We start from the raw sequence: 23,085 nt of genomic DNA, 5'->3' as shown, positions 1-23,085 counted from the left end.
CTTCAGTCTTCGATGTTGCGGGCCTCGTCGACCAACATCACCGGAATACCACCCCGGATCGGAAACGCCAGACGCGCCGCTTTCGATACAAGCTCTTGTTTCTCGGCGTCATAGCTCAACACCGTCTGGGTAACGGGACAGACCAACGCCTCGATCATGCGGCGGTCAAATTCTGGTGCAGGTGCCTCGGTCATTGCACTTTCTCCTCACCCACGCCTTTGCGCAGGGTAAATTCCATCAGCGTGACCAATGTCTCGCGGCGGGTGCTCAGGGACGGTGCCTCAAGCAATGCCTGCTTATCTTCGGGATCAAACGGACACAACATCGACAAGGCGTTGATCATCAACTCGTCCTCGGCGGTTTGCAGGCTGTCCCAATCGGTCTGCAACTCTTCCAGCTCGAAATAGCGCTCAAGTAGCTTGAAAAACGCATCCCGATCCAAACCGGGATCATGCTCGGGTTGACCCAGGTCGCGATCAAAACCGCGCCAATCCGCCTCGGTGCGTAGGTAGGGTGTGAACCCCTCTTGCATCGCGCCAAGTCGAAAGCGCGAAATGCCGGTCAGTGTGATCATATAGCGCCCGTCCTCGGTTTCCGTGAACGAGGTGATACGCCCGGCACACCCGATGGCGTGCAACCGGGCCGGATCCTGATCACTGTCGCCCATGGGCTGAATCATCCCGATCAACCGCTCGGGTGTCTTGAGCGCATCATCGAACATCGCAAGGTAACGCGGTTCGAACACATGCAAGGGCAGCCGCCCGCGCGGCAACAGCAGCGCACCCGGCAACGGGAAAAGCGGCAGAAAATCTGGCAGGTCAGCGGCAGAGATCATAGGATCACTGTAGCGCGCCTTGCCCGATCACACAAAGATCATCGACGACAGCTTGCGACGACCCGTCAAAGCGACCGGATCCTTGGCGTCCAATGCATCGAAAATGGTAAAGAGCTGCTGCTTGGCGGCGGCGTCATTCCAGTCTCTATCCCTGCGGAAAAGCTCCAAAAGCTCGTCCACCGCACCTTGCACATCACCACCTGCGTTCATCGCAACTGCCAGATCAAACCGCGACTGGTGATCGTCGGGATTGGCGTCAACCGCGGCACGCAGCTCGGCCAAAGGACCGGCGCTTTCAGCCTGACGCGCAAGTTCGATCTGGGCACGCACAGCCTCGATTTCCGGTGCTTCCGAGATCTCGGCGGGGGCGCCATTCAGGGTCGCCTCGGCATCATCGGCATTGCCAACGGCCAGATGCGTGCGGGCCAGACCGGCATAGGCCGCGGCCGCGTTCGGGTCTTCTTCAAGGATCGCGGCATAGGTCTGGGCGGCGTCCTGAACCTCGCCTGCTTCCAGCATTTCGTCCGCAGCGGCAATCGCATCTGCCAGACCACCATCACCGCCAAGGGCCGCGACGCGGTTGACGAATTCCTTGATCTCGCTGGGCGGCACTGCACCCTGGAACCCGTCCACAGGCTGGCCCTGAAAGAAAGCATAGACGGTCGGGATTGATTGCACGCGCATCTGTCCGGCAATCATCTGGTTCTCGTCCACATTCACCTTGGCCATACGCACTTTGCCGCCCGCCTCGGTCACGACGGCTTCCAATGCGGGGCCAAGCGTCTTGCAGGGGCCGCACCACGGCGCCCAGAAGTCGACGATGACAGGCACGTCCTGCGAAGCTTCGACCACATCCTGCATGAAGGTTGCTTCGCCAACATCCTTGATCAGATCAGCTGCAGCCGGTGCGCCGCCCAGTTCGAGTTCCATTGCTCAAGCTCCTTCAAATTCCTTGAGGCTTATATGCCCCCTGCCCCACCGGTTTTAAAGGTCGAAAGTCGCAAAGACCGGCGCGTGATCCGACGGCTTTTCCCAGCCGCGGGCTTCGCGCATCACACGCGAGCCATGACCCGCGTTTGAGATGTCAGGCGTGGCCCAGACATGATCCAGCCGGCGTCCTTTGTCGGCGGCGCTCCAATCCTTCGCACGATAGGACCACCAGCTGTAAAGCTGCCCCTCGGGGATATCCTGCCGCGTGATGTCGACCCAGTTTGCGGCATCCTGCACCTGCGCCAAGGCTTCAACCTCAACCGGGGTGTGGCTGACAACTTTCAGAAGTTGTTTATGCGACCAGACATCATCTTCGCGCGGGGCGATGTTCAAATCGCCCACAAGGATCGACTTCTGCGGCTTCTCGCGTCCGAAATGGTCGCGCATATCGGTGAGGTAATCGAGCTTCTGGCCAAATTTCTCGTTCACCTCGCGGTCCGGCACGTCGCCACCCGCAGGAACATAGAAGTTGTGGATCGTGACGCCGTTGTCCAACTGCCCCGCGATATGGCGGGCATGATCCAGGCCGGCGAAATCGAAGCTGACCACCTCTTTCATCGGCAGCCGCGACAGGATGGCGACGCCGTTATAGCCTTTCTGCCCACGTGCCACCATATGGGTGTATCCGAGGGCGGCAAAGCCTTCCATCGGGATCTTATCAACCGGGCTTTTGCATTCCTGAAGGCACAGCACATCCGGCGCTTCATCGGCCAGCAATTTCTGCACAATCGGTTCGCGCAAACGGACCGAGTTGATGTTCCATGTGGCAAGGGTGAAGCTCATTCTATCCTCCGGTAACGCGCGTTTGGCGTGACCATAAAGGATGGATCAAAAAGTGAACAGGGGCGAGTTTGACCTCGCCCCAATTCCTTAGTCGTAGGACACAACTTCCCATTCAACACCATCATGGTCGTCGAAATAGAACCGCCGCCCCGGTTCATAGTTTCCGTGGTTGTGCGGCTTGAAACCAGCGGCCTTCGCGCGCGCCTCGACCGCGTCAATATCGTCCACAACGACCCCAACATGGTTGAGCCCTGCCCGCGTGGTATAGGAATGCTGTGGGTCACTTATCGCCATGTTGGGCGTGTATAGAGCCACATAGCTGTCCTTATCACCTACGTGAGCGGTATAGCCGCCCGACATCGCATCGCCTTCCCAACGGGTCGTCCATCCAAACACAGCCCCCAGCCATGCAGCGGTTGCTTTCGGGTCGCTTACGGTCACATTCACATGTTCCAGATTTGCCATTTTGGCCTCCTTGATCTTCGTTGCGACTCGGTTGATAATTCCTAAAGCTAACTTTAGCTCAAGCTTTTTTTCGGAGATTGCACATGCAGCGCAGAAACGAAATTTCCATCGGCACACTGGCCAACCGCACCGGGCTGGCCGTATCTGCGATCCGGTACTACGAGACCCAAGGTCTGGTCGCGCCCGAGCGCAACGCGGGCGGGCAACGGCGGTTTCTACGCTCGGACATCCGCAGGCTCAGCTTCGTGATGATCGCGCAGAAATTCGGCTTCACGCTGGATCGCATCCGCGAGGTGCTGGGGCGTCTGCCCCAGAACCGCACCCCAACGGCCAAAGACTGGCGCTTAATTTCGCAAGACTTCCGCGCCGAGCTTGACGAACAGATCGAGGCACTGACCCGCCTGCGCGACAAGCTGGACGGCTGCATCGGCTGCGGTTGCCTGTCGCTTGACCGCTGTGCGCTTTACAACCCCGATGACGTGGCCAGCAACAAGGGCACCGGCCCGCGATACCTGCTGGGGGACGAGGCTGTCCGGCCAGAAGGGTGAAAACAGACCCGATCTCGCCTTGATCTGCCTTAAGGCAGCCGGATCCGTCCCATCGCAAGCTAACCCCTAAGGAGGCCAGCCATGTCCGATCACGGTCACAGCCAGCAAGAGATTGCCGCCCGCATTGGCGCCCCGCCGGGCAAAGGCGTGTTGCGCGATGCGGTCTATGGGGCCATCGACGGTTCCGTCACCACCTTTGCCATCGTGGCGGGTGTGGCGGGGGCCGGGTTGTCGCCTTTCATCGTCGTCATCCTTGGGCTGGCAAACGTGCTGGCCGACGGGTTCTCCATGGCCGCCGCCGCCTATTCCGGCACCAAGGCGGAACAGGACAATTTCCAGCGCATCCGCAAGATCGAAGAACGCCATATCGAACGCTATCCCGAAGGGGAATGGCGCGAGGTTCGGGAAATCCTGTCTCAGAAAGGCTTGTCCGACCGCATTCTGGACGAGGCCACAGATGCGATCACCAAGGACAAGGAAAACTGGATTGCGATGATGATGGAAGGCGAATACGGATTGGGCGGAATAGACCCTAACCCACTGCGATCGGCCACTACGACCTTTCTGGCCTTCCTTATCGCGGGCATGGTCCCCCTGCTGCCTTTTATCCTGAAACTCGATAACGCCTTCACCATTTCCGCCTGGATGACCATGGCCAGCTTCTTTTCCATCGGCGCCCTGAAAAGCCACTGGTCCCTCAGCCCATGGTGGCGGTCGGCGGTTGAAACCCTGCTGATCGGCGGGGCGGCGGCAGGCCTGGCCTATGGGGTGGGGACGTTGTTTAATGTTTGAGCAAAACTGTTCCGACTAGGGGTTCTTGTATACAGGAGGCGCGAGAGGCGCGTTCTACAACCCTTCACTGGAATAGCTAAAGATAAATTATGCAACAAATCCAATTGCAAATCATACAGGGTTGGATGCTCTCGTGATATCCCGAACCGAACAACTCGAACGAATTAAGACGTGGCAGATTGCATTTACTGACCACGAGACCGGAATTCACAGAACGGTTCAAGACCTGTTATGGAATTTCGCAGCTTTCCAAACGTCGGCTGAGATCGTGCGTCGCGCGGTTGCAGAAGAGGGGCGTGAGCCAGCTCTTAATCAAATGTTCTTTGATTTGATAGCGGAAGGATATTGGTCGAACCTCTTACTGGGAACTCGACGTTTGTTGGATAAATCTTCGCTGGCAGGTCCCAAAGGCGTGTATTCAATTCGTTCGGTAGTAAAAGACGTAAAGTGTTGCCAGACATGGCTTAATCGAAAAGTTTATGTTGAGAGTGTGCACAATGCACAGTACGATATCAGGCCACTTGAGCAACAACACCTATCGGAAATGAGAGCTAAAGGTGGACCTGTTTGGGGATCGAATGAAATCACAAAAAGCCAAGCGGCGCACAATTACTTCGATGCTCTAAGTGGAGTATCGCAGAATGCCCGCACTCCCGAAGACCGAATTGACTCGGATATTTTCGATAGAATCGAAAGTCGGCTTTCAAAGCTTGATAGAATTTCGGAGTATACCAGCAGCCATATCGCCCATGCTGGCAACAGAGAAAGCCGTATCGGCAAGACGCTTGAGGACTTCAACCTTGTTGAAGCGCGTGAGACCTTGAAACAAATAAAAGAAGTTACTGGATTTGTGGGGCTTTGGTTTGCAAACGAAGGAGGCGCCGGATTGGCCACCTATATTGGTAATCAATTCGAGGGTCTTGATCAGCCTATGATACCAACAGATGAGATCAGCTCACTTGAGGAGCGGTGGCAAGCACTGGATCGGGAAATTGCGGATTGGTCAATAGGGGCCACAAATCTATGAGATATGCTAGTACCAAAAAAGCCGGGTCTTGCGACCCGGCCAGTCCATCAGGGAGGAATGTGCCCCTGTGCAAATCGCGGCATCCCGCAAATCGCACGCCCCGGACACCAGGGAAAACCTTAAGCGTTCAACCGATACCCGCCGCTTTCCGTCACCAGAAGTCGTGCGTTGGACGGATCGGGTTCGATCTTCTGGCGCAGTCGATAGATATGTGTCTCTAACGTGTGGGTTGTGACCCCGGCGTTATAGCCCCAGACCTCGTGCAGCAGCACGTCGCGCGCCACCACACCGTCGTTCGAGCGATAGAGGAACTTCAGAATATTCGTCTCTTTCTCGGTCAGGCGGACCTTGCGGTCATCCTCGGTGATCAGCATCTTCATCGACGGCTTGAACGTATACGGCCCAAGCTGGAACACCGCGTCTTCGCTTTGTTCATGCTGACGCAGCTGGGCGCGGATCCGGGCCAGAAGCACCGGGAACTTGAAGGGTTTCGACACATAGTCATTGGCGCCGGCATCCAGACCCAGAATGGTGTCGGCATCGGTGTCGTGACCGGTCAGCATCAGGATCGGGCATTTTACGCCCTGCTTGCGCATCACGCGGCACAGCTCGCGCCCGTCGGTGTCGGGCAGGCCCACGTCAAGGATCACAAGGTCATAGATCGCCTCTTTCGACTTGGTCAGTGCCTCGGCCCCGTTGCCAGCTTCGAATACATCGAAATCCTCGGTCATCAGAAGTTGCTCGGCCAGCGCGTCGCGCAGATCCTCGTCATCATCAACCAGCAGTATCTTTTTCAGCGTGGACATGTCGCCCTCCTCTGTCTTGCTGATAACACAGATGTTGCCCCCTCACGCGATTGGCAAGAATTGCAACAGACGGCTCACGGCCTCGTGTCATTTCACCGGTAAATGTTTCATATCGTGACAGTTCGTCCTAGGTATGGGACGAGAAAGGATGCCAATGACGCTTGCCCCCAATCCGACCGAACTTCTGGCCCGCGCCCGTGCTGATCTGCGCATGGGGGTACCTGTGGTCTTGACGCATGATGGTCGCGCTGTGCTGGTTGCGGCGGCTGAAACACTGTCATCGGGGCGGCTGAACGAAATACGCGCCGTGGGCGACCCTGTTGTGGCCATCACCCCCCGGCGTGCCGAGACGTTGAAGGCGCGCGCTTATTCCGACCGCGTGGCCCGGATCAAGCTGCCCCGCGATGCCGGCACCGATTGGATCGCCTCGGTCGCCGACCCTGCTGATGATCTGGCCCACCCGATGAAGGGACCGTTTCACACGCTTCGCAGCGGTGACGAAGGCCTTGAGGCGCAATCCATCGCCTTGTGCAAATCCGCGCGCCTGTTGCCTGCAACGCTCGTGATTGACATCTCTAACACACCGGAAATCGCTTCTGTCGAGAACCTGACCGTCGTCCCGCTGAATCAGGAAATGGTCGATACCCTGTCCCTTGCGCCTGTTATCCATGCCCGCCTGCCTCTGTCCGTCAGCGAGGCCGGTCGCCTTCACATATTCCGCCCGGATGATGGCAGCGAGGAACACTACGCAGTGGAGATCGGGCGCCCACCACGAGATATGCCGGTGCTCGCGCGGCTCCATTCGGCCTGCTTCACAGGCGATGTTCTGGGCAGTCTGAAATGCGACTGCGGTCCGCAACTTCACACAGCGTTGGCGCGGATTGGGCAAGAAGGACACGGCGTGTTGCTCTATCTGAATCAGGAAGGGCGCGGCATCGGGCTGGCCAACAAGATGCGCGCTTATTCCTTGCAGGATCAGGGATTTGACACGGTGGAAGCCAACCATCGCCTGGGCTTCGAAGACGACGAGCGCGATTTCCGCATCGGTGCGATGATCCTGAAATCATTGGGGTTTTCATCGGTCCGCCTGATGACCAACAACCCGCGCAAAGTCGCAATGATGGATGAGGTGGGCATTCAAGTCGCGGAACGGGTGCCGTTGAAGGCTGGGAAAGGCGCGCACAACCAGGCCTATCTCGCCACCAAAGCCAGCAAATCCGGGCATCTTCTGTGATCCCGCGACAGGCAGACATGGTCGTCACCCGCTGGGGTGCGCGCTTCATGGGCCGACGCCTTCCGGTTTCCATTGGACGTGGAGGCATGACAGACAACAAACGCGAAGGTGACATGGCAACCCCGCGTGGGGTGTGGCGGATCGTTGGCGGTTTCTACCGTGCCGACAGGATCGCTCATCCCGAAACAAATCTTACCCTGCATCCGATTGGTTTGCGCGACATCTGGTCCGATGACCCGATTGACCCAGCCTATAACCACGGCGTCACCGCCCACGACTATCCGTTCAGCCACGAAAGACTGCGCATGACCGCTCGGCTTTATGACGTGGTGTTGATCAGCGATTGGAACTGGCCCAACGCTCAACCGGGCAAAGGATCGGCGATCTTCATTCACCAATGGCGTAAACCGCGGCACCCGACCGCCGGTTGTCTGGCCTTTGCCCCTGATGACCTGCGTTGGGTCCTGTCCCATTGGACAGCCCACAGCCGCATTATCGTCCGCTAGGCTTTTTCTTGTCTGAAATATCCTGGGGTGAGCGGCTATGCCGCGAGGGGCAACGCCCCTAACCGTAGTCCCGTTCACCAAAAATCGCAGATCCGACGCGCACATGAGTCGCACCTTGCGCGATCGCGCGCTCGAAATCACTGCTCATACCCATCGACAATTTCTCTAACCCATTACGTTTGGCCATCTTTGCCAAAAGGGCGAAATGCAGGGTTGGCTCTTCTTCCACAGGCGGTATGCACATCAGGCCGATAACTGGCAGACCCAGATCACGACATTCGCTGACAAAACCATCCAGATCGCGGGGCAGAATGCCCGCTTTCTGCGGCTCCTCACCCGTGTTCACCTGAATGAACAATTGCGGACAATGGCCTTCTTCTTCGGCAATACGGGCGATAGCGCGGGCCAGTTTGATCCGGTCGACCGAGTGGATCACATCGAACAATGCCATCGCCTGACGGGTCTTGTTGGATTGAAGCGGGCCAATCAGGTGCAGCTCGACATTGTCAAAACGTTCTTTCAGATCGGGCCACTTACCCGCGGCCTCCTGCACCTTGTTTTCACCAAAGACGCGATGCCCTTGTTCCAGAACAGCCACAACGCGCTCCAAAGGTTGAACCTTGGAAACAGCGATCAGTTTGGTTGAACCGGGCGAGCGGCCAACGCGGGCCTCTTCTTTGGCAATACGGTCCTGAATGTCGAGAAGTGGCATGGGGCACCCTGTAGTTGGAACTTACAAACACAGGTGTCCCAAAAGAAAAGAGCGGGCACAAGGCCCGCTCTTCCCTAAGTAATAATCCGTTAGGATTAGAACAGCATGATGATGCCGAGGTCGGCTTTGGTCACGCCACCAACTTCGCCAACACCGGCTTTGAAGGTTGCGCCGCCACCCAGGTCGTATGCAACGCCCAGGCCGTATGCGTCAGCCGAAACACCAGCAATGTCAACTTCCGAGTAAGCACCGCTTACAACAACTGCGCCCATGGTGTAGGCAGCGTGGATACCGTAGGAGGTCACGTCAGCATCGTCGTTGCGCGAGTACAGAGCGTTGACCGAGAAGTCGGCGATGTCGGCACCGGCTTTCACGTGGAAGCTGCTTGTGTTGGCATAAGGAGCCGCTGCGCCTGCGCCAAAATCGTCGTAACCCAGACCAAGGTTGAAATCACCCATTGCATAGGTGGCTGCAATCGAGGTGTTGTCGGTGCCGTTGAAGTCGTGCGAGATTGCGATCCCGAAGTCACCGAAGGTGCCTTTGTACATCATGTTGCCCGAGTCACCGGCGTCAACCAGAGTTTCAGCAGTGTTGTCGGTGCCGATGCCGCCGTAACCGATGTCCGACAGACCCAGGGTTGCGTCAACAGCCGAGCCTACGTCACCGACCGAGAACTTGCCGAAGCCGCCTTCGATGTAAGCCGACGAACCGTCGACTGCGCCGCCAGCGGCGTTCGACGTGATGTCAACTTCTGCGCCGAAGCCCAGGCCGCCATCGGTTTCACCGGTCAGAGCAACAGACACGGTCAGGTAGTGGTCCAGCGTCCAGTCGTCACCAACAGCAACGTCCATGTATTTAAAGCCGATACCGGCTTCGCCCGAGAAGCTGATTTCAGCGGCGGCAAAGCCAGCCGAAGCAACCAGTGCGGACGATGCGAGAAGAATCTTTTTCATTTCGTTTTCCCTCATGTGTTTCAATAGTGCACCTCAATTCAGGGAAATCCGAATTGAGTATGGTGGTTCAATCTACCTTTCCGCCGGGGTTTGCAAGAAATGCGAAACCAGAATTCGGATTGTGGCCGGAATTGGTGCTTCTATGCCACAGTTTCCAAGGCCGCATTTCCGGGATCGCTGTAATCCCGCTCTTTTCCAGCGTCTTGGCCTGCAAAAGCTGCTTTTGGGAAAACGCTTGCCCGCCTGTATGGCCTTATATACTAACAAGAGGAAATTGAGGAAACGGGGCTTTTTTATGCGCATCTTCAGGTCTGTCGCATTCGGGATTTCATTGATTGGTGTGCTGGGGCTGTCGGCCTGTGGCGGCGGCAGCGGTTCCTTGGGATTCGGCGGTGGCCAGAAACAAGGCAATACCGCCCAGCACACGCCAAAAGCAGAAGAGCGGCGTGAAACGATCTGGGATTTGTTCACAAATGTGGACGACCCGAACACCACGGTCGAAGTCAACCGGTATATCTGGAATGCTTCACTGGATGTTCTTAGCTTCATGCCGGTTCAGGCCGCGGATCCGTTCTCGGGCATCATCGTCTTTGGCTTCGGCCGCCCACCCGGGGGCGGAACCGCTTATAAAGCCACCGTTTACGTGCGTGACCCTGCGCTGGATGCGCGGTCATTGTCGGTTGCACTCTATACACGGTCAGGCCCCGCAAGCGCCGAAGCCGTGCGCAAGGTCGAGGACGCGATCCTGACGCGCGCGCGTCAGCTACGCATTCGTGACGGCAACCTCTAGACCCGGATCGACCATAGGAATAAGACAAGCGCCGGGCCAGTTGCCCGGCGTTTCTACATCAAGGACCAAGCCACATGTCGCGATACACAGCCGCCGATATCGAACCAAAATGGCAGGAAGCCTGGGACAAGGCCGGAATCTTCACCGCCACACGCGATGAATCGAAGCCGAAATATTATGTGCTCGAGATGTTCCCCTATCCGTCGGGCCGCATCCATATGGGTCACGTGCGCAACTACACGATGGGCGACGTGATCTCGCGTTACAAATCATCCTGCGGTTTCAGCGTGTTGCACCCAATGGGCTGGGATGCCTTCGGGATGCCCGCCGAAAACGCGGCAATGGCGCAGGGCGGCCACCCCGGCACGTGGACCTATGACAACATCAAGACCATGAAGGGCCAGATGAAGCCCTTGGGCTTGTCTATTGATTGGTCGCGCGAGTTTGCCACCTGCGACCCGGAATATTACGGCCAGCAACAATCCATGTTCATCGACTTCATGGAAAAAGGGCTGGTTTACCGCAAGAACGCCACGGTGAACTGGGATCCGGTCGACATGACGGTTCTGGCCAACGAGCAGGTGATTGACGGTTGCGGCTGGCGCTCGGGCGCGCCCGTTGAGCGGCGCGAGCTGACGCAATGGTTCTTCAAGATCTCGGATTATTCGGGCGAACTGCTGGATGCGCTGGACGGTCTGGATAACTGGCCCGAAAAGGTGCGCACCATGCAGGCCAACTGGATTGGCCGCAGCCAAGGTCTGCAATTCAGCTTTGAACGCACCGATGGCGGCGGGATCGAGGTCTATACGACGCGCCCTGACACGCTGATGGGCGCGTCGTTCGTCGGCATCTCGCCCGACCACCCGATTTCCAAGGCGCTGGAGGCCGAAAATCCTGACGTTGCCGCCAAACTGGCCGAAATGCGCAAGGGTGGCTCCACCGAGGAAGCCATCGAGACCGCCGAGAAGCTGGGCTATGACACCGGCATCCGCGTCAGACACCCGCTGAACCCAGAATGGGAGCTGCCGGTCTGGATCGCCAACTTCATTCTGATGGACTACGGCACCGGCGCGATTTTCGCCTGTCCGGCCCATGACCAGCGCGACTTGGACTTCTGCCGCAAGTACGATCTGCCGGTTGTGGACACCTTCCTGTCTCTGGACGATCCGAAGCCCGTCGAAAACGACGCCTTCGTGCCGCCGAAAACCGAAAAGGTGAAATGGGTCAACCACTTCGCCGGTCCGGACGAGGCCACGGGCGAGGAAGCCATCGACGCCACCGTCAAGTTTGCCGAAGAAGCAGGCTGGGGCACGGGCGTCGAGAAATTCCGCCTGCGCGACTGGGGCCTGAGCCGCCAGCGCTATTGGGGCTGCCCGATTCCCGTCGTGCATTGCCCAGATTGTGGCGTTGTGCCTGAAAAGAAAGAGAATTTGCCGGTCAAACTGCCCGAAGACGTCACGTTTGACGTGCCCGGCAACCCGCTGGACCGCCACCCGACATGGCGTGACTGCGCCTGCCCGTCCTGCGGCAAGCCCGCGAAACGTGAAACCGACACGATGGACACGTTCGTCGATTCGTCATGGTATTTTGCGCGCTTTACGTCCCCGAACGCCGAAACGCCAACGGACATGGACGACGCGAGCTATTGGATGAATGTCGACCAGTATATCGGCGGGATCGAACATGCGATCTTGCATCTGCTCTATTCCCGGTTCTTCGCCCGCGCGATGAATATCTGCGGTCACCTGCCCGACAAGGCGATTGAGCCGTTCAACGCGCTGTTCACGCAGGGCATGGTCACGCATGAAATCTATGTCACGCGGGATGAAAACGACCGACCGGTCTATCACCTGCCGGAAGACATCGAATGGACCGAGAACGGCGCGCGCCTTGGCGCTTGTGGCACCGAGGTCGAGGTCATCCCTTCGGCCAAGATGTCAAAGTCGAAGAAAAACGTGGTCGATCCGGCGCAGATTATCTCGTCCTTCGGTGCTGACACCGCCCGTTGGTTCGTGCTGAGCGATTCGCCGCCCGAACGCGACGTAGAATGGACCGCCTCGGGTGCGGAAGCCGCCGCCAAGCACCTGGCCCGTGTCCACGCAACCGCGGTGAAGATTGCCGCGATGGACGATGCGGAAGGCGACGACATCGACCTTTTGCGCGCCATGCACAAGGCCATTCACGATGTGACGATGGGCATTGAAAGTTTCGGCTTCAATGCTGCGATCGCCAAGCTTTACGCCTTCCAGAACACCATTTCGAAATCGAAAGCGGGCGGCAAGGCGCAAAAGCAGGCCATGCGCACCATGGCACAGCTGATGTCGCCCATGACCCCCCACCTGTCAGAAGAGGTCTGGTCGATGCTGGGTGGCGTGGGGTTGATCGCACAGGCCCCATGGCCGCAAGCGGATGACGCCATGATGGTCGAGGATACCGTGACCCTGCCGATCCAAATCAACGGCAAACGCCGTGCGGAAATCAGCGTGCCGAAAGATATGGATAAGGCCGAGGTTGAAAAACGCGCGCTGGCCGAGGATGCTGTCGTCAGGGCGCTTGATGGCAAGTCGCCCAAGAAAGTCATCGTGGTTCCGGGGCGCATCGTGAATGTCGTGGTCTGATCGCCGATTTTTTCTGACCTCACTGGTCGCTGTGGCGGCGCTGTCGGCCTGCGGGTTCTCTCCGGTCTATGCGCCGGGCGGGTCGGCAGATGGCCTGCGCGGTGCCGTCACCGTGGCCGCACCATCTGACGCCAATAGCTATGAACTGGTGAAGCGCCTGGAAGAACGGCTGGGTCGCAACCTGTCGGCCCCGTATGAGTTGAGCTATACCATCACAACACGGTCCGAAGATGTCGGCGTGACCCCAAGGCAAGAGATCACGCGCACGCAAATCCTTGGCGCGGTAGAGTTTTCCGTGACGTCGGTGGCAACGGGCGATGTGGTGGAAAGCGGCAGCTTGTCAAATTTCACCTCGTATTCCACCGAGGGATCCACCGTGTCGACCGCATCGGTCGAACGGGACGCAAATCGGCGGTTGATGGTGTCGCTGGCCGACATGATGGTCACGCGATTCGCCGCGACATTCGCAGGTTGGGGCACATGAAGCTCGCGACGCGCGACGCCACAAAATATTTTGCCAAGCCCGATCCCAGCCGCACCGGCGTATTGATCTTCGGCACGGACGCGATGCGCGTCGCACTCAAACGGCAAGAGCTGATTGCCAACCTGATCGGCCCGCAGGGCGAGGAAGAAATGCGCCTGACCCGGATCGCAGCAGGCGATTTGCGCAAAGATCCTGCGATGCTGTCAGATGCGATTAAGTCGCAAGGGTTCTTCCCCGGCCCCCGCGTCGCCTTTGTCGAGGACGCGACCGATACGGCAGCTGGCGTCATCACTGCCGCGCTTGAAGATTGGCAGGATGGTGATGCACAGCTTGTTGTTACCGCGGGCAATCTGAAACCACGCGGTGCGCTTCGACAGCTCTTTGAAACGCACCCGAACGCGTATGCGGTCGGAATTTATGATGATCCACCGACACGAGACGAGATCGACGCCGACCTTAAACGCGCCGGGGTGTCGGACATTTCAACCGAGGCGATGGCCGATTTGACCGGGCTGTCACGCGACCTTGATCCGGGGGATTTTCGGCAAACCGTTGAAAAGCTGGGGCTTTACAAGCTGGGCGACCCAACGCCCGTCACCCCGGATGATGTGCAGGCGGTCGCGCCCACGTCGACCGAGGCGGGCATGGACGAATTGTTGCATGCCACGGCCGAGGGGCGTTCGGGTGAAATAGGGCCTGTTTTGGCGCGTCTTCAGGCGCAGGGCGTCGATCCGGTGGGGTTGTGCATCAACACCACTCGCCATTTCCGCGCGCTTCATGCCGCTTGTGCCGATCCGGCCGGACCAGCCCAGGGTATCAACCGGCTGCGCCCGCCCGTGCATTTCAAAAGCCGTGACCGCATGGTGCGGCAAGCCCAGCAATGGGGCATCCGGCGTTTGGAGCAGGCGTTGGAGATTCTGGTCGAAACCGACCTGACATTGCGGTCAGCCCAGAAGGCACCGGTGATGGCACTGATGGAACGCACGTTGATTCGGCTGGCGATGCTAGGGGGACGCAGATGAGCTATACCGTGATCGGGCCGACCACCACGCGCACCTTCCGCGTGTTATGGATGCTGGAAGAGCTGGGGCAAAGCTATGACCGCCTGACCCACGCCCCGCAATCCGACGCGCTGCGACAGTTCAACCCCGCTGGAAAGGTGCCCGTTTTGCTGGATGGGGACGCCGTCCTGACCGACAGCACCGCCATCATGCACTACCTTGCCGACAAGCACAGCGGGCTAACTTATCCCGCCGGCACGTTGGACCGCGCCCGGCAAGATGGATTCACCCATTTCATACTGGATGAAATGGACGCAACCTTGTGGACAGCAGCGCGCCATACCTTTGTCCTGCCCTCAGACAAACGCGTTCCTGAGGTGAAACAGAGCCTGAAATGGGAGTTTGCGCGCGCTGTCGACGAGCTTATGCGCCGCAAGGGCGATGCGCCGTTTCTGATGGGTGATAAGATGACTGTTCCCGATATTCTGGCCACCCATTGCGGAAGCTGGGCCATTGCTGCGGGCTTCCCTTTGGAAAACGGCGACTTCCGCGCCTATGCCAAACCATTGCGCAGCCGACCCGCCTATTTGCGGGCGTCGGCCACCTGACTCTGCGCCCATCTTGCCGCCGCGCGCCCAGCGTGCCGCCCCGTTGCCAGACAGGTTGTCAAAAGATAGCCCCCGGTTGGCGCATCCCAGTCCAACATCTCGCCTGCGGCAAAGACGCCGGGCAATTCCTTGATCATCAATCCCGCATCCAACGCATCGAAAGGTAAGCCGCCTGCCGTTGAAATCGCCTCGTCGATCGGGCGCGGCCCTTGATGATGGATCGGCAAAGCCTTGATCACCTTCGCCAGCGCGTTCGGGTCCGCGGGCAAGGGCCGGGCAAACTCCTGCAACAAGGCGATCTTGGTTGGGTTCAGCTTCAGGGTTTTACGCAGATGGTTTGTCAGGCTGGTTTTACCGCGCAGTTTTGCCAATCTGGCCGCGACATCCGCTTCGCTTCGGTCAGGGATCAGGTCTATGGTCAACAGCGCCCCGTCCCGCATCTCCTGACTGACGGCATAGATTGCCGATCCCTCAATCCCTTGAGAGGAGACAACGAACTCACCGTTCACCGACACATTACCAGCGTGCAGCCGCACGGATTTGACCGGTGCCCCGAAATGGCGTTGCATGTGGCTGGACCACGCCACCACAAATCCCATGTTCGACGGCTTGAATGGCGCGCAGTAAACGCCATTTTCGGCAAGGATAGAGACCCATTTTCCATCAGATCCCAAGCGCGCCCAGCTTCCCCCGCCCAGCGCCAGAACGGTCACATCCGGGCGAAGCACCTGGTTGCCCTTGGGGGTTGCGAACACCATGTTGCGCCCGTCGATGGCGGTCCACTGCCAGCCCCGCCGCATCTGAACACCCAACCGGTCCAGCCCGGCCAGCAGCGCGCGCAACAACGGGGACGCCTTCATCGCCTTGGGAAAAACGCGGCCAGACGATCCGGTGAAGACCTCTTGCCCCAATCCACGCGCCCAATTCTGAACGGCATCAGGTCCAAAGCTGGCAACAATCTCGCGAAGTTGTTCCGGCCCCTGAATCTGATCCAAAAACTGGTCCAGCGGTTCGGCCTTTGTCAGGTTCAACCCGGACTTGCCCGCCATCAGGAATTTCCGCGCGGGTGATGGTTTTGCCTCGGCGATGGTTACGGCCAGCCCGGCCTGCGCCAGTTCACTTGCTGCCATCAAGCCAGCAGGTCCGGCACCGATCACCAGCGCCTGCGTCACGCGGTGTCCTGAGCGGGGGCTTTCATCTCGACCACACGATGCGGATATGGAATTTCGATATTGTTGGCTTTCAGCGTTTTCCAGACCTGCATCATCACGCGCGGCGTAAACTTGTTGCGCCCGTCATCAATGCCGTTCACCCAGAACTCCACCGCGAAGTCGACACCGCTGTCACCAAAGGCGCGCAGCTCACAATCCGGTTCGTATTCCTCGGTTCCGGTCAGAACAAAATCAAGCTCGGCCACGGCCTTTTCGATCAGGGACGGGATCGCCTCAATATCAGAATCGTAACTGACCGAGAACGGTGCCTCGTATCGGTTGGCGCTGCCAGCATCCGAGTAATTTACCACACGGGTTGTGATGAAATGCTCGTTCGGGACGACGATCCAGCGGCCATCATATGTCTCTAATATGGCGGCGCGGGCGGTCATCTTGACGATCGTGCCCGCCTCGCCCCCGTCCAGCTCGACATAATCGCCAACCGTCGCCTGCCCTTCAAGAAGCAGGATAACACCCGAGATGAAGTTCGACGCGATCTGCTGCAAGCCAAAGCCCAGCCCCACGCCAATGGCACCCCCCAGAACCGCAAGCGAGGTCAGGTTGATGCCCATGATGTTCATGAGAACCAGGAAGGCGACACCGAAAATGGCGATCTCGGCAGCCTTGGCGGCCAGTTCACGCGTGGCCGGGCGCATTTCCTTCTGTTTCTTGATGACCTGCCGTGTCTGATCGTTCGACCACCGGCCCAGCCAGAAGATTGTGCCGCTGATCACGACAAACTTCACGGCAAACAGAAGCGAGAAGCTCATATTGCCCAACGGCACCACGGTTTCTTCCAACTTCGTCGTGACGGGCTCAAGCAGACCCAGCACATACAAGGCCGCGACCGGGATCAACACATACCGGCCCAGCAGCTTGAGGAACGGATCCTTCAAAATCTGCTTTACGAAGGCCCGTACGGCAAGGAACAGGAATATCCGTTTGCCCAATGCGATCACGGCACCAGACCCAAAAAGCGAACGTGTGACCTGTTCGCCAATCCCGGTAAAGGCCCACGCCAGCAGCGGCATGGCCAGCGGCAGGAACATCAGCAGGAACAAACGCGCCTTCGCCAGTGGCGTCCGTTGGCCGCCAGCGGGTGTCAGCACATGTGCAATGACAGGGGTAAATTTTCGCGCAACCAGATGCGCCGCAAGATAGGCCACCACCAGTAAGCCGAACTGAGACCACGCAGCCGGGGAAAGAAGCCACTCTGCGGCCAGCTCCCACGCCTGGTTGAAATAGCCGATGGCCTGATCCAGAAATTCCGGGCGGTTCTCCATGCGTGTCCTCTTGCCAAAACGGGTAGGTTTGCAAAACTATCCGGCATGGATAGCGATCTGGCTTCAAAGGGCAAGGATTCTATGCCGATCTGCGCGCTATGCGGCCGGCCAATTCCGCCTGACGTGGCGCAAAGTCGACATCATCTTGTGCCGAAACTTCGGGGTGGCAAAGGCGGGCAGACTGTGCTGTTGCATCAGATTTGCCACAACCAGATTCACCTTGAGCTGAGCGAGGCCGAGCTCGCCCACAGCTTCAATACGGTTGCATCACTGCGATCCCATCCAGCGCTGGCACGGTTCATCACATGGGTGGGCAAGCGCCCGCCTGACTTTTATGCAGTGACGAAAGGCGCGCGTCGTCGCCGGGGACGACATTAGGGCGTATCAGAGCCTGTTTCCGGGATCATCCGCTTCATTTGGGCAACATGTTCAGCCTTCTGCACGCGTGCGGCCTCTGCAAGTTCCAAAGCAGCCTCCATCAATGTGTCACGGGACGCCAAACGGTCCACCAGACCCCATTGCAATGCTTCATCGGCTTTCACTTTTTGACCCGACATCAGAATGATCTTGGCGCGGGCCGGGCCGATCAATCCGACCATGCGACGCGGGTCAGACGGTTGCGGCAGGAAACCAAGTTTCATCACGGGATAGAAGAACGATGCCTCAGGAACAGCGATGCGGATATCACAGGCCAGAGCCATCCCAAACGCACCGCCCGCCAGTGTTCCGTTCAGGGCGGCAATGGTCAGGCAAGGTGCGGCCGAGACCGCGTTGGACAATCGTTCCCAAACACCATCCACCGCCAGACCGGCGCGGGCTTCGTCCAGATCAGCCCCAGCCGAGAACACCTTGCCCTTGCCGGTCAGGATCAGAACCCGTGCCTCTCCTGCCGCATCCATGGCGATCTGCGCCAGATCTTCCAGCATCGCCTTCGTCAGCGAATTGGCCTTGTCCGGGCGGTTTAGGGTCACAACCCAGACGCCGTCCTGTTTGTCGACGTCGATCATCCGCGCACCTGCGCACGCTCGCGAATACCTTCATCCCGAAGCGAGATTTCTTCGCCAAGGAAAGCGTCTGCATCATCCGTGCACATCCACAACAACGCGCGGGCGACCCATTCAGGCGGGATGTGATCAGACCATGAAAGCTGCGCGACCGCGTTGATACCGGACCCTTTGATCTCGCGCTGCATCTGGGTGGCGACGGTGCCGGGTGACAGACCGATGGCGCGAATGCCCTTGCCCGCGCCTTCCTTATGCAGCGCCTTGGTCAGCATATGAACGCCCGCTTTGGACGCGCAGTAATGCGCCCACCCTTCCAGCGCGTTATGCGCCGCACCAGAACTGATGGTCAGAATCGATCCGCGACCCTGCGCTGCCATGATCGGCATCACGGCCCGCGCCCCATAGTAAACGCCCTTCAGGTTGACATCGATCACATGGCCCCATTGGGCTGGATCAGAGTCTATCAGCGGCCCTATCGGCTCGATCACCCCGGCGTTGTTAATCAGGACATCAACCGTTCCAAACCTTTCGACAGCTGCGTCCACGGCGGCCTTTACGTCCTCCCATTTCGACACGTCGCAAGGCACGGCAAGCGCGCGATCACCGATTGCGGCGGCGATCGCGTCAATCTGCGATTTCCCACGCGCCGTCAGCACCACATTGGCACCGGCTTGGGCGAAGATATGGGCGGCGGCCTCGCCGATCCCGCGGCTGGCTCCGGTGATCAAAACGGTTTTTCCGGTCATGTCTGTCATCGTCACTCCTCCTGTCCACTAAGTGCTAGCTCAGCAAAGTGGTTTAGGCCAGAGTCACATCTTGCGACCGCGCGTCCCTGACGTTACCTCAGGGACACGACCGGGAAAGGGACCGACATGACCGACGCGCTTGATGACCTGACACAGCAATTGCTGAATGCCGCCCGCAAAGCCGGGGCGGATGGTGCGGATGCGCTGGCGATTGACGGAACCTCGGTGTCGATTGATGTGCTGCACGGCAAACTGGAACATGCCGAGCGATCAGAAGGCATCGACATTGGCCTGCGTGTTCTGGTCGGGCAGCGGCAAGCATGCGTTTCGGCGTCGGACATCTCGGCACAAACCATCGAAACCATGGCAGAACGCGCGGTGGCGATGGCCAAGGAAGCGCCAGAAGACCGCAATATCGCACAAGCCACATCTGAAATGCTGGCGCACGACTGGGATCTGACAGGGCTGGACCTGCAAGACCCAACGGCCGAACCCGACCCAGCCGATCTTGAGCGTGACGCTGCCGAAGCCGAAGCGGCTGCGCTGGCCGTCAAAGGGGTGTCGCAGGTGTCCAGCAGTTCGGCGGGGTATGGACGCCACCAGTTTCATCTGGCCACCAGCAACGGGTTTTCCGGTGGCTATGGGCGCACGCATCGTGCGATCTCGACCGTTGCCATCACCGGTGAAGGGGCCATGATGGAGCGTGACTATGCTGGTGAGATGCGCAGCTTTCAGGCCGACCTCCCATCGGCGGCTGAGGTCGGCACCAAGGCCGGACAGCGCACGGTGGAGCGCGCGGGCGCCCGCAAACCGCCCACCGGGGCCTATCCGGTGCTTTATGACGAACGGATTTCATCCTCGTTGATCGGGCATTTGCTGTCAGCGGTGAACGGTGCGATGATCGCGCGTGGGTCATCCTGGCTGCGCGACGCGCTGGGGGAACAGATCTTGCCAGACGGTATTAACCTGATCGAAGACCCGCATCGACCGCGCATTTCAGGTTCGCGCCCGTTTGACGGGGAAGGTCTTGCCACGCGGGTGCGCAAGATCGTCGACGGTGGCACCTTGACCGGGTGGACGCTGGACATCGCAACCGCGAACAAGCTGGGGCTGCAAAGCACCGCCAGCGCGTCCCGTGGCACCTCTGCCCCGCCGTCTCCGTCGATCTCAAATGTGACCCTAACACAGGGTGAATCGTCCAAAGAGGATCTGATTGCGCAGATGGGCACCGGGCTGCTCGTCACCTCCATGATCGGGTCGACCATCAACCCGACAACCGGTGATTATTCGCGCGGCGCATCTGGCTTCTGGATCGAAAACGGACAGATTTCCTATCCCGTCAACGAATGCACAATTGCTAGCAATCTGCGCGACATGATGCGCCGGATCGTGCCCGCCAACGACGCCGAGCCGCATCTAAGCCGGATGGTTCCAAGCCTGTTGGTCGAAGGGATGACCATTGCCGGTGACTGATGACCTGTCCCTGCTGATCGACGCTGCGCAGGACGCAGGCAAGATCGCAGCGCGCTACTTTCATGGTGTCGCGGATCGCTGGGACAAACCCGGCGGACAAGGCCCCGTGACCGAGGCCGATCTGGCGGTGGATCAGATGCTGCGCGAAGAGCTCACCGCCGCGCGACCTGACTATGGCTGGCTGTCGGAAGAAACCGAGGATGGTGCAGAACGGCTGTCTGCCGAGCACGTGTTCATCGTCGACCCCATCGACGGAACACGCTCGTTCATCGAAGGGTCCACCACTTGGGCGCATTCGCTTGCCATCGCGCGCAATGGCCGGGTCGAAGTGGCGGTGGTTTATCTTCCGTTGCGCGATAAGCTCTACGCTGCTGCGCGCGGAGAAGGGGCGACGCTGAACCACCAACCTTTGGCGGTCAGCACCCGGACCGAACTTGAAGGCGCAACGGTTCTAGCCGCGAAACCCAACTTCACTCCGTCGCGCTGGATCAATGCGATCGTTCCACCGGTCACGCGCGCGTTTCGATCTTCGCTGGCCTATCGCCTGTCTTTGGTGGGCGAGGGTCGGTTTGATGCCATGATGACTTTGCATCCCACCTGGGAATGGGATGTCGCCGCAGGAAGTCTTATCGTCGAAGAGGCTGGCGGCACGGTCAGTGACCGCACGCGCCAACCCGCACGTTTCAACAATCCCGCGCCCCAGCTGTCCGGCATGATCGCTGGCGGTGCGTTCATTCACGATGCCCTGATGACACGCCTGGCATGAAGATGTTAGGCTAACATCAGAGCGAAAAGAGGTCATTGCCAAGATTATCTTTATCGCTAACATGAGCGCATCCATTTCGTTACAAGGATGCCTTCGTGACCGATACAGCCCCCTCCCGAAATCGCCGCCCCCTTACCCTTCGTGACGTTTCAGAAGCATCCGGAGTCAGCGAAATGACGGTTAGCAGGGTGTTGCGAAACCGCGGCGATGTCAGTCAAGCCACCCGCGAACGGGTGTTGGAAGCCGCCAAAGATCTGGGATATGTGCCGAACAAGATCGCCGGTGCCTTGGCCTCTCAGCGGGTCAATCTGGTCGCCGTGATCATCCCGTCGCTCAGCAACATGGTGTTTCCCGAGGTGATGACCGGCATCAACGACGTGCTGGACGAAACGCCGCTGCAACCGGTCGTGGGTGTCACCAATTACAAACCCGAACGCGAAGAAAAAGTGCTGTACGAGATGCTGTCCTGGCGTCCCTCTGGGGTGATCATCGCCGGGTTGGAGCATTCAGACGCGGCCAAGGCGATGCTGAAGGGCGCCGGAATTCCCGTGGTCGAAATCATGGACACGGACGGGCAGGCCATCGACGCCTGTGTCGGAATTTCGCACCGACGGGCAGGCCGAAAGATGGCCAAAGCGATTTTGAAGGCGGGCTATCGCAATATCGGCTTCCTTGGCACCAAGATGCCGCTGGATCACCGCGCCCGAAAACGGTTCGAAGGATTCACCGAAGCACTGGCCAAAGAAGGCATCGAAATCGTCGATCGGGAATTCTATGAGGGCGGATCGGCGTTGGCCAAGGGGCGCGAGATGACCGAAGCGATGCTGAAACGCTCCCCGGAAATGGATTTTCTGTATTATTCCAATGACATGATCGGCGCGGGCGGTTTGCTGTACTGTCTGGATCAAGGGATCAGCGTGCCCGGGCAGATCGGTCTTGCCGGGTTCAATGGGGTCGAGCTGTTGGACGGCCTGCCCCGCCAACTTGCCACGATGGACGCCTGCCGCTCCGAAATTGGCCGCGCCGCCGCCCGCATCATCGCGGAACGCAGCGCCGAAGACGGGGCAAGCGGTGGTGGGGAGCGCATCGAACTGACCCCCAAGATACAGCCCGGCGATACGCTCCGACGCAAGTAAAGCTGGCTAGACAAGCCTGTTAGCTACCACTATTCCAACCAAATCGGCCCCGTGGCTCAACTGGATAGAGCAGCCCCCTCCTAAGGGGCAGGTTGCAGGTTCGAATCCTGCCGGGGTCACCAAAACCATCTGAAAAATATGGATTATTTGCCAAGCGTTGTGCGGAAGCGTGCAGAAACGCCCGTTTCGTTTTCCACCGATTTCTCCGAAAACGACCGAAATCTCGTACAAAACCTGTACAAAATTAGCACGTCTGTGCGCCTATTTGGGCCGTCCAATCAGCTGACGGGTCGGGCATCTGGTGTTCGAAGGGC

The 23,085-nt window shown here is 58.9% G+C and carries 26 protein-coding genes and 1 tRNA gene; 15 read left to right on the top strand and 12 right to left on the bottom strand.

The window, feature by feature from the left end; all coding sequences use genetic code 11:
- Positions 1-2: 2 nt before the first annotated feature.
- The 5 genes from J3R80_RS07270 to J3R80_RS07250 form a co-directional block, all read right to left on the bottom strand.
- Positions 3-194, bottom strand: a complete 192-nt coding sequence (locus J3R80_RS07270) for a Trm112 family protein (RefSeq protein ID WP_275393098.1) — start codon at positions 192-194, stop codon at positions 3-5.
- Positions 191-835, bottom strand: a complete 645-nt coding sequence (locus J3R80_RS07265; protein ID WP_275393097.1) for an LON peptidase substrate-binding domain-containing protein — start codon at positions 833-835, stop codon at positions 191-193. Before J3R80_RS07265 ends, J3R80_RS07270 begins: the two co-directional genes overlap by 4 nt.
- 27 nt (positions 836-862) lie before the next feature.
- Positions 863-1,765, bottom strand: a complete 903-nt coding sequence (trxA, locus tag J3R80_RS07260; protein WP_275393096.1) for a thioredoxin — start codon at positions 1,763-1,765, stop codon at positions 863-865.
- 54 nt (positions 1,766-1,819) lie between these two features.
- Positions 1,820-2,608, bottom strand: coding sequence for an exodeoxyribonuclease III (locus J3R80_RS07255; RefSeq protein WP_275393095.1), 789 nt, complete (start codon positions 2,606-2,608; stop codon positions 1,820-1,822).
- 87 nt (positions 2,609-2,695) lie between these two features.
- Positions 2,696-3,073 carry a VOC family protein gene (locus J3R80_RS07250; protein WP_275393094.1) on the bottom strand — a complete coding sequence of 126 codons (378 nt, stop codon included), beginning with the start codon at positions 3,071-3,073 and terminating at the stop codon, positions 2,696-2,698.
- 83 nt (positions 3,074-3,156) lie between these two features.
- Here J3R80_RS07250 and soxR point away from each other — a divergent pair, with 83 nt between their 5' ends.
- From soxR to J3R80_RS07235, 3 genes are all read left to right on the top strand, one after another.
- A complete protein-coding gene (gene soxR, locus J3R80_RS07245) occupies positions 3,157-3,621 on the top strand; it encodes a redox-sensitive transcriptional activator SoxR (protein WP_275393093.1) in 465 nt (154 codons plus the stop codon).
- Positions 3,622-3,702: 81 nt separating this feature from the next.
- Entirely contained in the window at positions 3,703-4,413 is a 711-nt protein-coding gene (locus J3R80_RS07240) for a VIT1/CCC1 transporter family protein (RefSeq protein WP_275393092.1), read from the top strand.
- Positions 4,414-4,534: 121 nt separating this feature from the next.
- Positions 4,535-5,440, top strand: coding sequence for a hypothetical protein (locus J3R80_RS07235; protein WP_275393091.1), 906 nt, complete (start codon positions 4,535-4,537; stop codon positions 5,438-5,440).
- Between the two features lie 119 nt (positions 5,441-5,559).
- On the opposite strand, the gene J3R80_RS07230 is transcribed toward J3R80_RS07235, so the two are convergent.
- Positions 5,560-6,246, bottom strand: a complete 687-nt coding sequence (locus J3R80_RS07230) for a response regulator transcription factor (protein WP_275393090.1) — start codon at positions 6,244-6,246, stop codon at positions 5,560-5,562.
- A 154-nt stretch (positions 6,247-6,400) separates the two neighbouring features.
- Here J3R80_RS07230 and ribA point away from each other — a divergent pair, with 154 nt between their 5' ends.
- Together ribA and J3R80_RS07220 are read left to right on the top strand one after the other, a co-directional pair.
- The gene (gene ribA, locus J3R80_RS07225; protein WP_275393089.1) at positions 6,401-7,480 is read left to right on the top strand and encodes a GTP cyclohydrolase II; all 1,080 of its coding nucleotides are present in this window, start codon (positions 6,401-6,403) and stop codon (positions 7,478-7,480) included.
- Positions 7,481-7,497: 17 nt separating this feature from the next.
- The gene (locus tag J3R80_RS07220) at positions 7,498-7,986 is read left to right on the top strand and encodes a L,D-transpeptidase family protein (protein ID WP_275393265.1); all 489 of its coding nucleotides are present in this window, start codon (positions 7,498-7,500) and stop codon (positions 7,984-7,986) included.
- A gap of 58 nt (positions 7,987-8,044) precedes the next feature.
- Here the strand turns inward: J3R80_RS07220 and J3R80_RS07215 are convergent, their stop codons facing one another.
- Positions 8,045-8,698 (bottom strand): YggS family pyridoxal phosphate-dependent enzyme, encoded by a 654-nt coding sequence (locus J3R80_RS07215; protein ID WP_275393088.1) that lies wholly within the window; start codon positions 8,696-8,698, stop codon positions 8,045-8,047.
- Positions 8,699-8,793: 95 nt separating this feature from the next.
- Positions 8,794-9,651, bottom strand: coding sequence for a porin (locus tag J3R80_RS07210; RefSeq protein ID WP_275393087.1), 858 nt, complete (start codon positions 9,649-9,651; stop codon positions 8,794-8,796).
- Positions 9,652-9,946: 295 nt separating this feature from the next.
- Between J3R80_RS07210 and J3R80_RS07205 the strand changes: the two genes are divergently transcribed.
- From J3R80_RS07205 to J3R80_RS07185, 5 genes are all read left to right on the top strand, one after another.
- Positions 9,947-10,441, top strand: a complete 495-nt coding sequence (locus J3R80_RS07205; protein ID WP_275393086.1) for a DUF3576 domain-containing protein — start codon at positions 9,947-9,949, stop codon at positions 10,439-10,441.
- A gap of 74 nt (positions 10,442-10,515) precedes the next feature.
- Positions 10,516-13,059: a leucine--tRNA ligase gene (leuS, locus tag J3R80_RS07200; protein WP_275393085.1), complete on the top strand. Its 2,544-nt coding sequence runs from the start codon at positions 10,516-10,518 to the stop codon at positions 13,057-13,059.
- Positions 13,046-13,543, top strand: a complete 498-nt coding sequence (gene lptE, locus J3R80_RS07195) for an LPS assembly lipoprotein LptE (RefSeq protein WP_275393084.1) — start codon at positions 13,046-13,048, stop codon at positions 13,541-13,543. The genes leuS and lptE overlap by 14 nt, the downstream gene beginning before the upstream one ends.
- Entirely contained in the window at positions 13,540-14,565 is a 1,026-nt protein-coding gene (holA, locus tag J3R80_RS07190) for a DNA polymerase III subunit delta (RefSeq protein WP_275393083.1), read from the top strand. Before lptE ends, holA begins: the two co-directional genes overlap by 4 nt.
- Positions 14,562-15,152, top strand: a complete 591-nt coding sequence (locus tag J3R80_RS07185) for a glutathione S-transferase family protein (RefSeq protein WP_275393082.1) — start codon at positions 14,562-14,564, stop codon at positions 15,150-15,152. The genes holA and J3R80_RS07185 overlap by 4 nt, the downstream gene beginning before the upstream one ends.
- On the opposite strand, the gene J3R80_RS07180 is transcribed toward J3R80_RS07185, so the two are convergent.
- Together J3R80_RS07180 and J3R80_RS07175 are read right to left on the bottom strand one after the other, a co-directional pair.
- Entirely contained in the window at positions 15,128-16,324 is a 1,197-nt protein-coding gene (locus J3R80_RS07180) for a TIGR03862 family flavoprotein (RefSeq protein ID WP_275393081.1), read from the bottom strand. The two genes, J3R80_RS07185 and J3R80_RS07180, sit on opposite strands and share 25 nt — an antisense overlap.
- Positions 16,321-17,646, bottom strand: coding sequence for a mechanosensitive ion channel domain-containing protein (locus J3R80_RS07175; protein ID WP_275393080.1), 1,326 nt, complete (start codon positions 17,644-17,646; stop codon positions 16,321-16,323). Before J3R80_RS07175 ends, J3R80_RS07180 begins: the two co-directional genes overlap by 4 nt.
- Before the next feature lie 45 nt (positions 17,647-17,691).
- On the opposite strand from J3R80_RS07175, the gene J3R80_RS07170 reads away from it, so the two are divergent.
- Positions 17,692-18,024, top strand: a complete 333-nt coding sequence (locus J3R80_RS07170) for an HNH endonuclease (RefSeq protein WP_275393079.1) — start codon at positions 17,692-17,694, stop codon at positions 18,022-18,024.
- Here J3R80_RS07170 and J3R80_RS07165 read toward each other — a convergent pair.
- Both J3R80_RS07165 and J3R80_RS07160 read right to left on the bottom strand, forming a co-directional pair.
- The gene (locus tag J3R80_RS07165; protein WP_275393078.1) at positions 18,021-18,653 is read right to left on the bottom strand and encodes an enoyl-CoA hydratase/isomerase family protein; all 633 of its coding nucleotides are present in this window, start codon (positions 18,651-18,653) and stop codon (positions 18,021-18,023) included. The genes J3R80_RS07170 and J3R80_RS07165 overlap by 4 nt on opposite strands.
- The gene (locus J3R80_RS07160) at positions 18,650-19,405 is read right to left on the bottom strand and encodes an SDR family oxidoreductase (protein WP_275393077.1); all 756 of its coding nucleotides are present in this window, start codon (positions 19,403-19,405) and stop codon (positions 18,650-18,652) included. The genes J3R80_RS07165 and J3R80_RS07160 overlap by 4 nt, the downstream gene beginning before the upstream one ends.
- A 117-nt stretch (positions 19,406-19,522) precedes the next feature.
- Between J3R80_RS07160 and J3R80_RS07155 the strand changes: the two genes are divergently transcribed.
- The 4 genes from J3R80_RS07155 to J3R80_RS07140 all read left to right on the top strand — a co-directional run bounded on the left by J3R80_RS07155 (position 19,523) and on the right by J3R80_RS07140 (position 22,893).
- On the top strand, positions 19,523-20,869 hold the full coding sequence (locus J3R80_RS07155; protein WP_275393076.1) for a TldD/PmbA family protein: 1,347 nt from the start codon (positions 19,523-19,525) through the stop codon (positions 20,867-20,869).
- Positions 20,856-21,635 carry a 3'(2'),5'-bisphosphate nucleotidase CysQ gene (locus J3R80_RS07150; protein ID WP_275393075.1) on the top strand — a complete coding sequence of 260 codons (780 nt, stop codon included), beginning with the start codon at positions 20,856-20,858 and terminating at the stop codon, positions 21,633-21,635. Before J3R80_RS07155 ends, J3R80_RS07150 begins: the two co-directional genes overlap by 14 nt.
- A 95-nt stretch (positions 21,636-21,730) precedes the next feature.
- Positions 21,731-22,771, top strand: a complete 1,041-nt coding sequence (locus J3R80_RS07145) for a LacI family DNA-binding transcriptional regulator (protein ID WP_275393074.1) — start codon at positions 21,731-21,733, stop codon at positions 22,769-22,771.
- Between the two features lie 45 nt (positions 22,772-22,816).
- Positions 22,817-22,893, top strand: a tRNA-Arg gene (locus J3R80_RS07140).
- The last annotated feature ends 192 nt before the right edge of the window (positions 22,894-23,085 follow it).

The organism is Aliiroseovarius sp. Z3, from assembly GCF_029105185.1.
Taxonomy (GTDB): domain Bacteria; phylum Pseudomonadota; class Alphaproteobacteria; order Rhodobacterales; family Rhodobacteraceae; genus Aliiroseovarius.
Note: the sequence above shows the minus strand (reverse complement) of the source record. Positions and strands in the feature narration are given on the sequence as shown.

Bases quoted from the DNA above. Each gene is read 5' to 3' on its own strand.
- J3R80_RS07270 (WP_275393098.1), bottom strand. From the start codon at position 194: ATGACCGAGGCACCTGCACCAGAATTTGACCGCCGCATGATCGAGGCG.
- J3R80_RS07265 (WP_275393097.1), bottom strand. From the start codon at position 835: ATGATCTCTGCCGCTGACCTGCCAGATTTTCTGCCGCTTTTCCCGTTG.
- trxA (WP_275393096.1), bottom strand. From the start codon at position 1,765: ATGGAACTCGAACTGGGCGGCGCACCGGCTGCAGCTGATCTGATCAAG.
- J3R80_RS07255 (WP_275393095.1), bottom strand. From the start codon at position 2,608: ATGAGCTTCACCCTTGCCACATGGAACATCAACTCGGTCCGTTTGCGC.
- J3R80_RS07250 (WP_275393094.1), bottom strand. From the start codon at position 3,073: ATGGCAAATCTGGAACATGTGAATGTGACCGTAAGCGACCCGAAAGCA.
- soxR (WP_275393093.1), top strand. From the start codon at position 3,157: ATGCAGCGCAGAAACGAAATTTCCATCGGCACACTGGCCAACCGCACC.
- J3R80_RS07240 (WP_275393092.1), top strand. From the start codon at position 3,703: ATGTCCGATCACGGTCACAGCCAGCAAGAGATTGCCGCCCGCATTGGC.
- J3R80_RS07230 (WP_275393090.1), bottom strand. From the start codon at position 6,246: ATGTCCACGCTGAAAAAGATACTGCTGGTTGATGATGACGAGGATCTG.
- ribA (WP_275393089.1), top strand. From the start codon at position 6,401: ATGACGCTTGCCCCCAATCCGACCGAACTTCTGGCCCGCGCCCGTGCT.
- J3R80_RS07220 (WP_275393265.1), top strand. From the start codon at position 7,498: ATGGTCGTCACCCGCTGGGGTGCGCGCTTCATGGGCCGACGCCTTCCG.
- J3R80_RS07215 (WP_275393088.1), bottom strand. From the start codon at position 8,698: ATGCCACTTCTCGACATTCAGGACCGTATTGCCAAAGAAGAGGCCCGC.
- J3R80_RS07210 (WP_275393087.1), bottom strand. From the start codon at position 9,651: ATGAAAAAGATTCTTCTCGCATCGTCCGCACTGGTTGCTTCGGCTGGC.
- J3R80_RS07205 (WP_275393086.1), top strand. From the start codon at position 9,947: ATGCGCATCTTCAGGTCTGTCGCATTCGGGATTTCATTGATTGGTGTG.
- leuS (WP_275393085.1), top strand. From the start codon at position 10,516: ATGTCGCGATACACAGCCGCCGATATCGAACCAAAATGGCAGGAAGCC.
- lptE (WP_275393084.1), top strand. From the start codon at position 13,046: ATGTCGTGGTCTGATCGCCGATTTTTTCTGACCTCACTGGTCGCTGTG.
- holA (WP_275393083.1), top strand. From the start codon at position 13,540: ATGAAGCTCGCGACGCGCGACGCCACAAAATATTTTGCCAAGCCCGAT.
- J3R80_RS07185 (WP_275393082.1), top strand. From the start codon at position 14,562: ATGAGCTATACCGTGATCGGGCCGACCACCACGCGCACCTTCCGCGTG.
- J3R80_RS07175 (WP_275393080.1), bottom strand. From the start codon at position 17,646: ATGGAGAACCGCCCGGAATTTCTGGATCAGGCCATCGGCTATTTCAAC.
- J3R80_RS07170 (WP_275393079.1), top strand. From the start codon at position 17,692: ATGGATAGCGATCTGGCTTCAAAGGGCAAGGATTCTATGCCGATCTGC.
- J3R80_RS07165 (WP_275393078.1), bottom strand. From the start codon at position 18,653: ATGATCGACGTCGACAAACAGGACGGCGTCTGGGTTGTGACCCTAAAC.
- J3R80_RS07160 (WP_275393077.1), bottom strand. From the start codon at position 19,405: ATGACAGACATGACCGGAAAAACCGTTTTGATCACCGGAGCCAGCCGC.
- J3R80_RS07155 (WP_275393076.1), top strand. From the start codon at position 19,523: ATGACCGACGCGCTTGATGACCTGACACAGCAATTGCTGAATGCCGCC.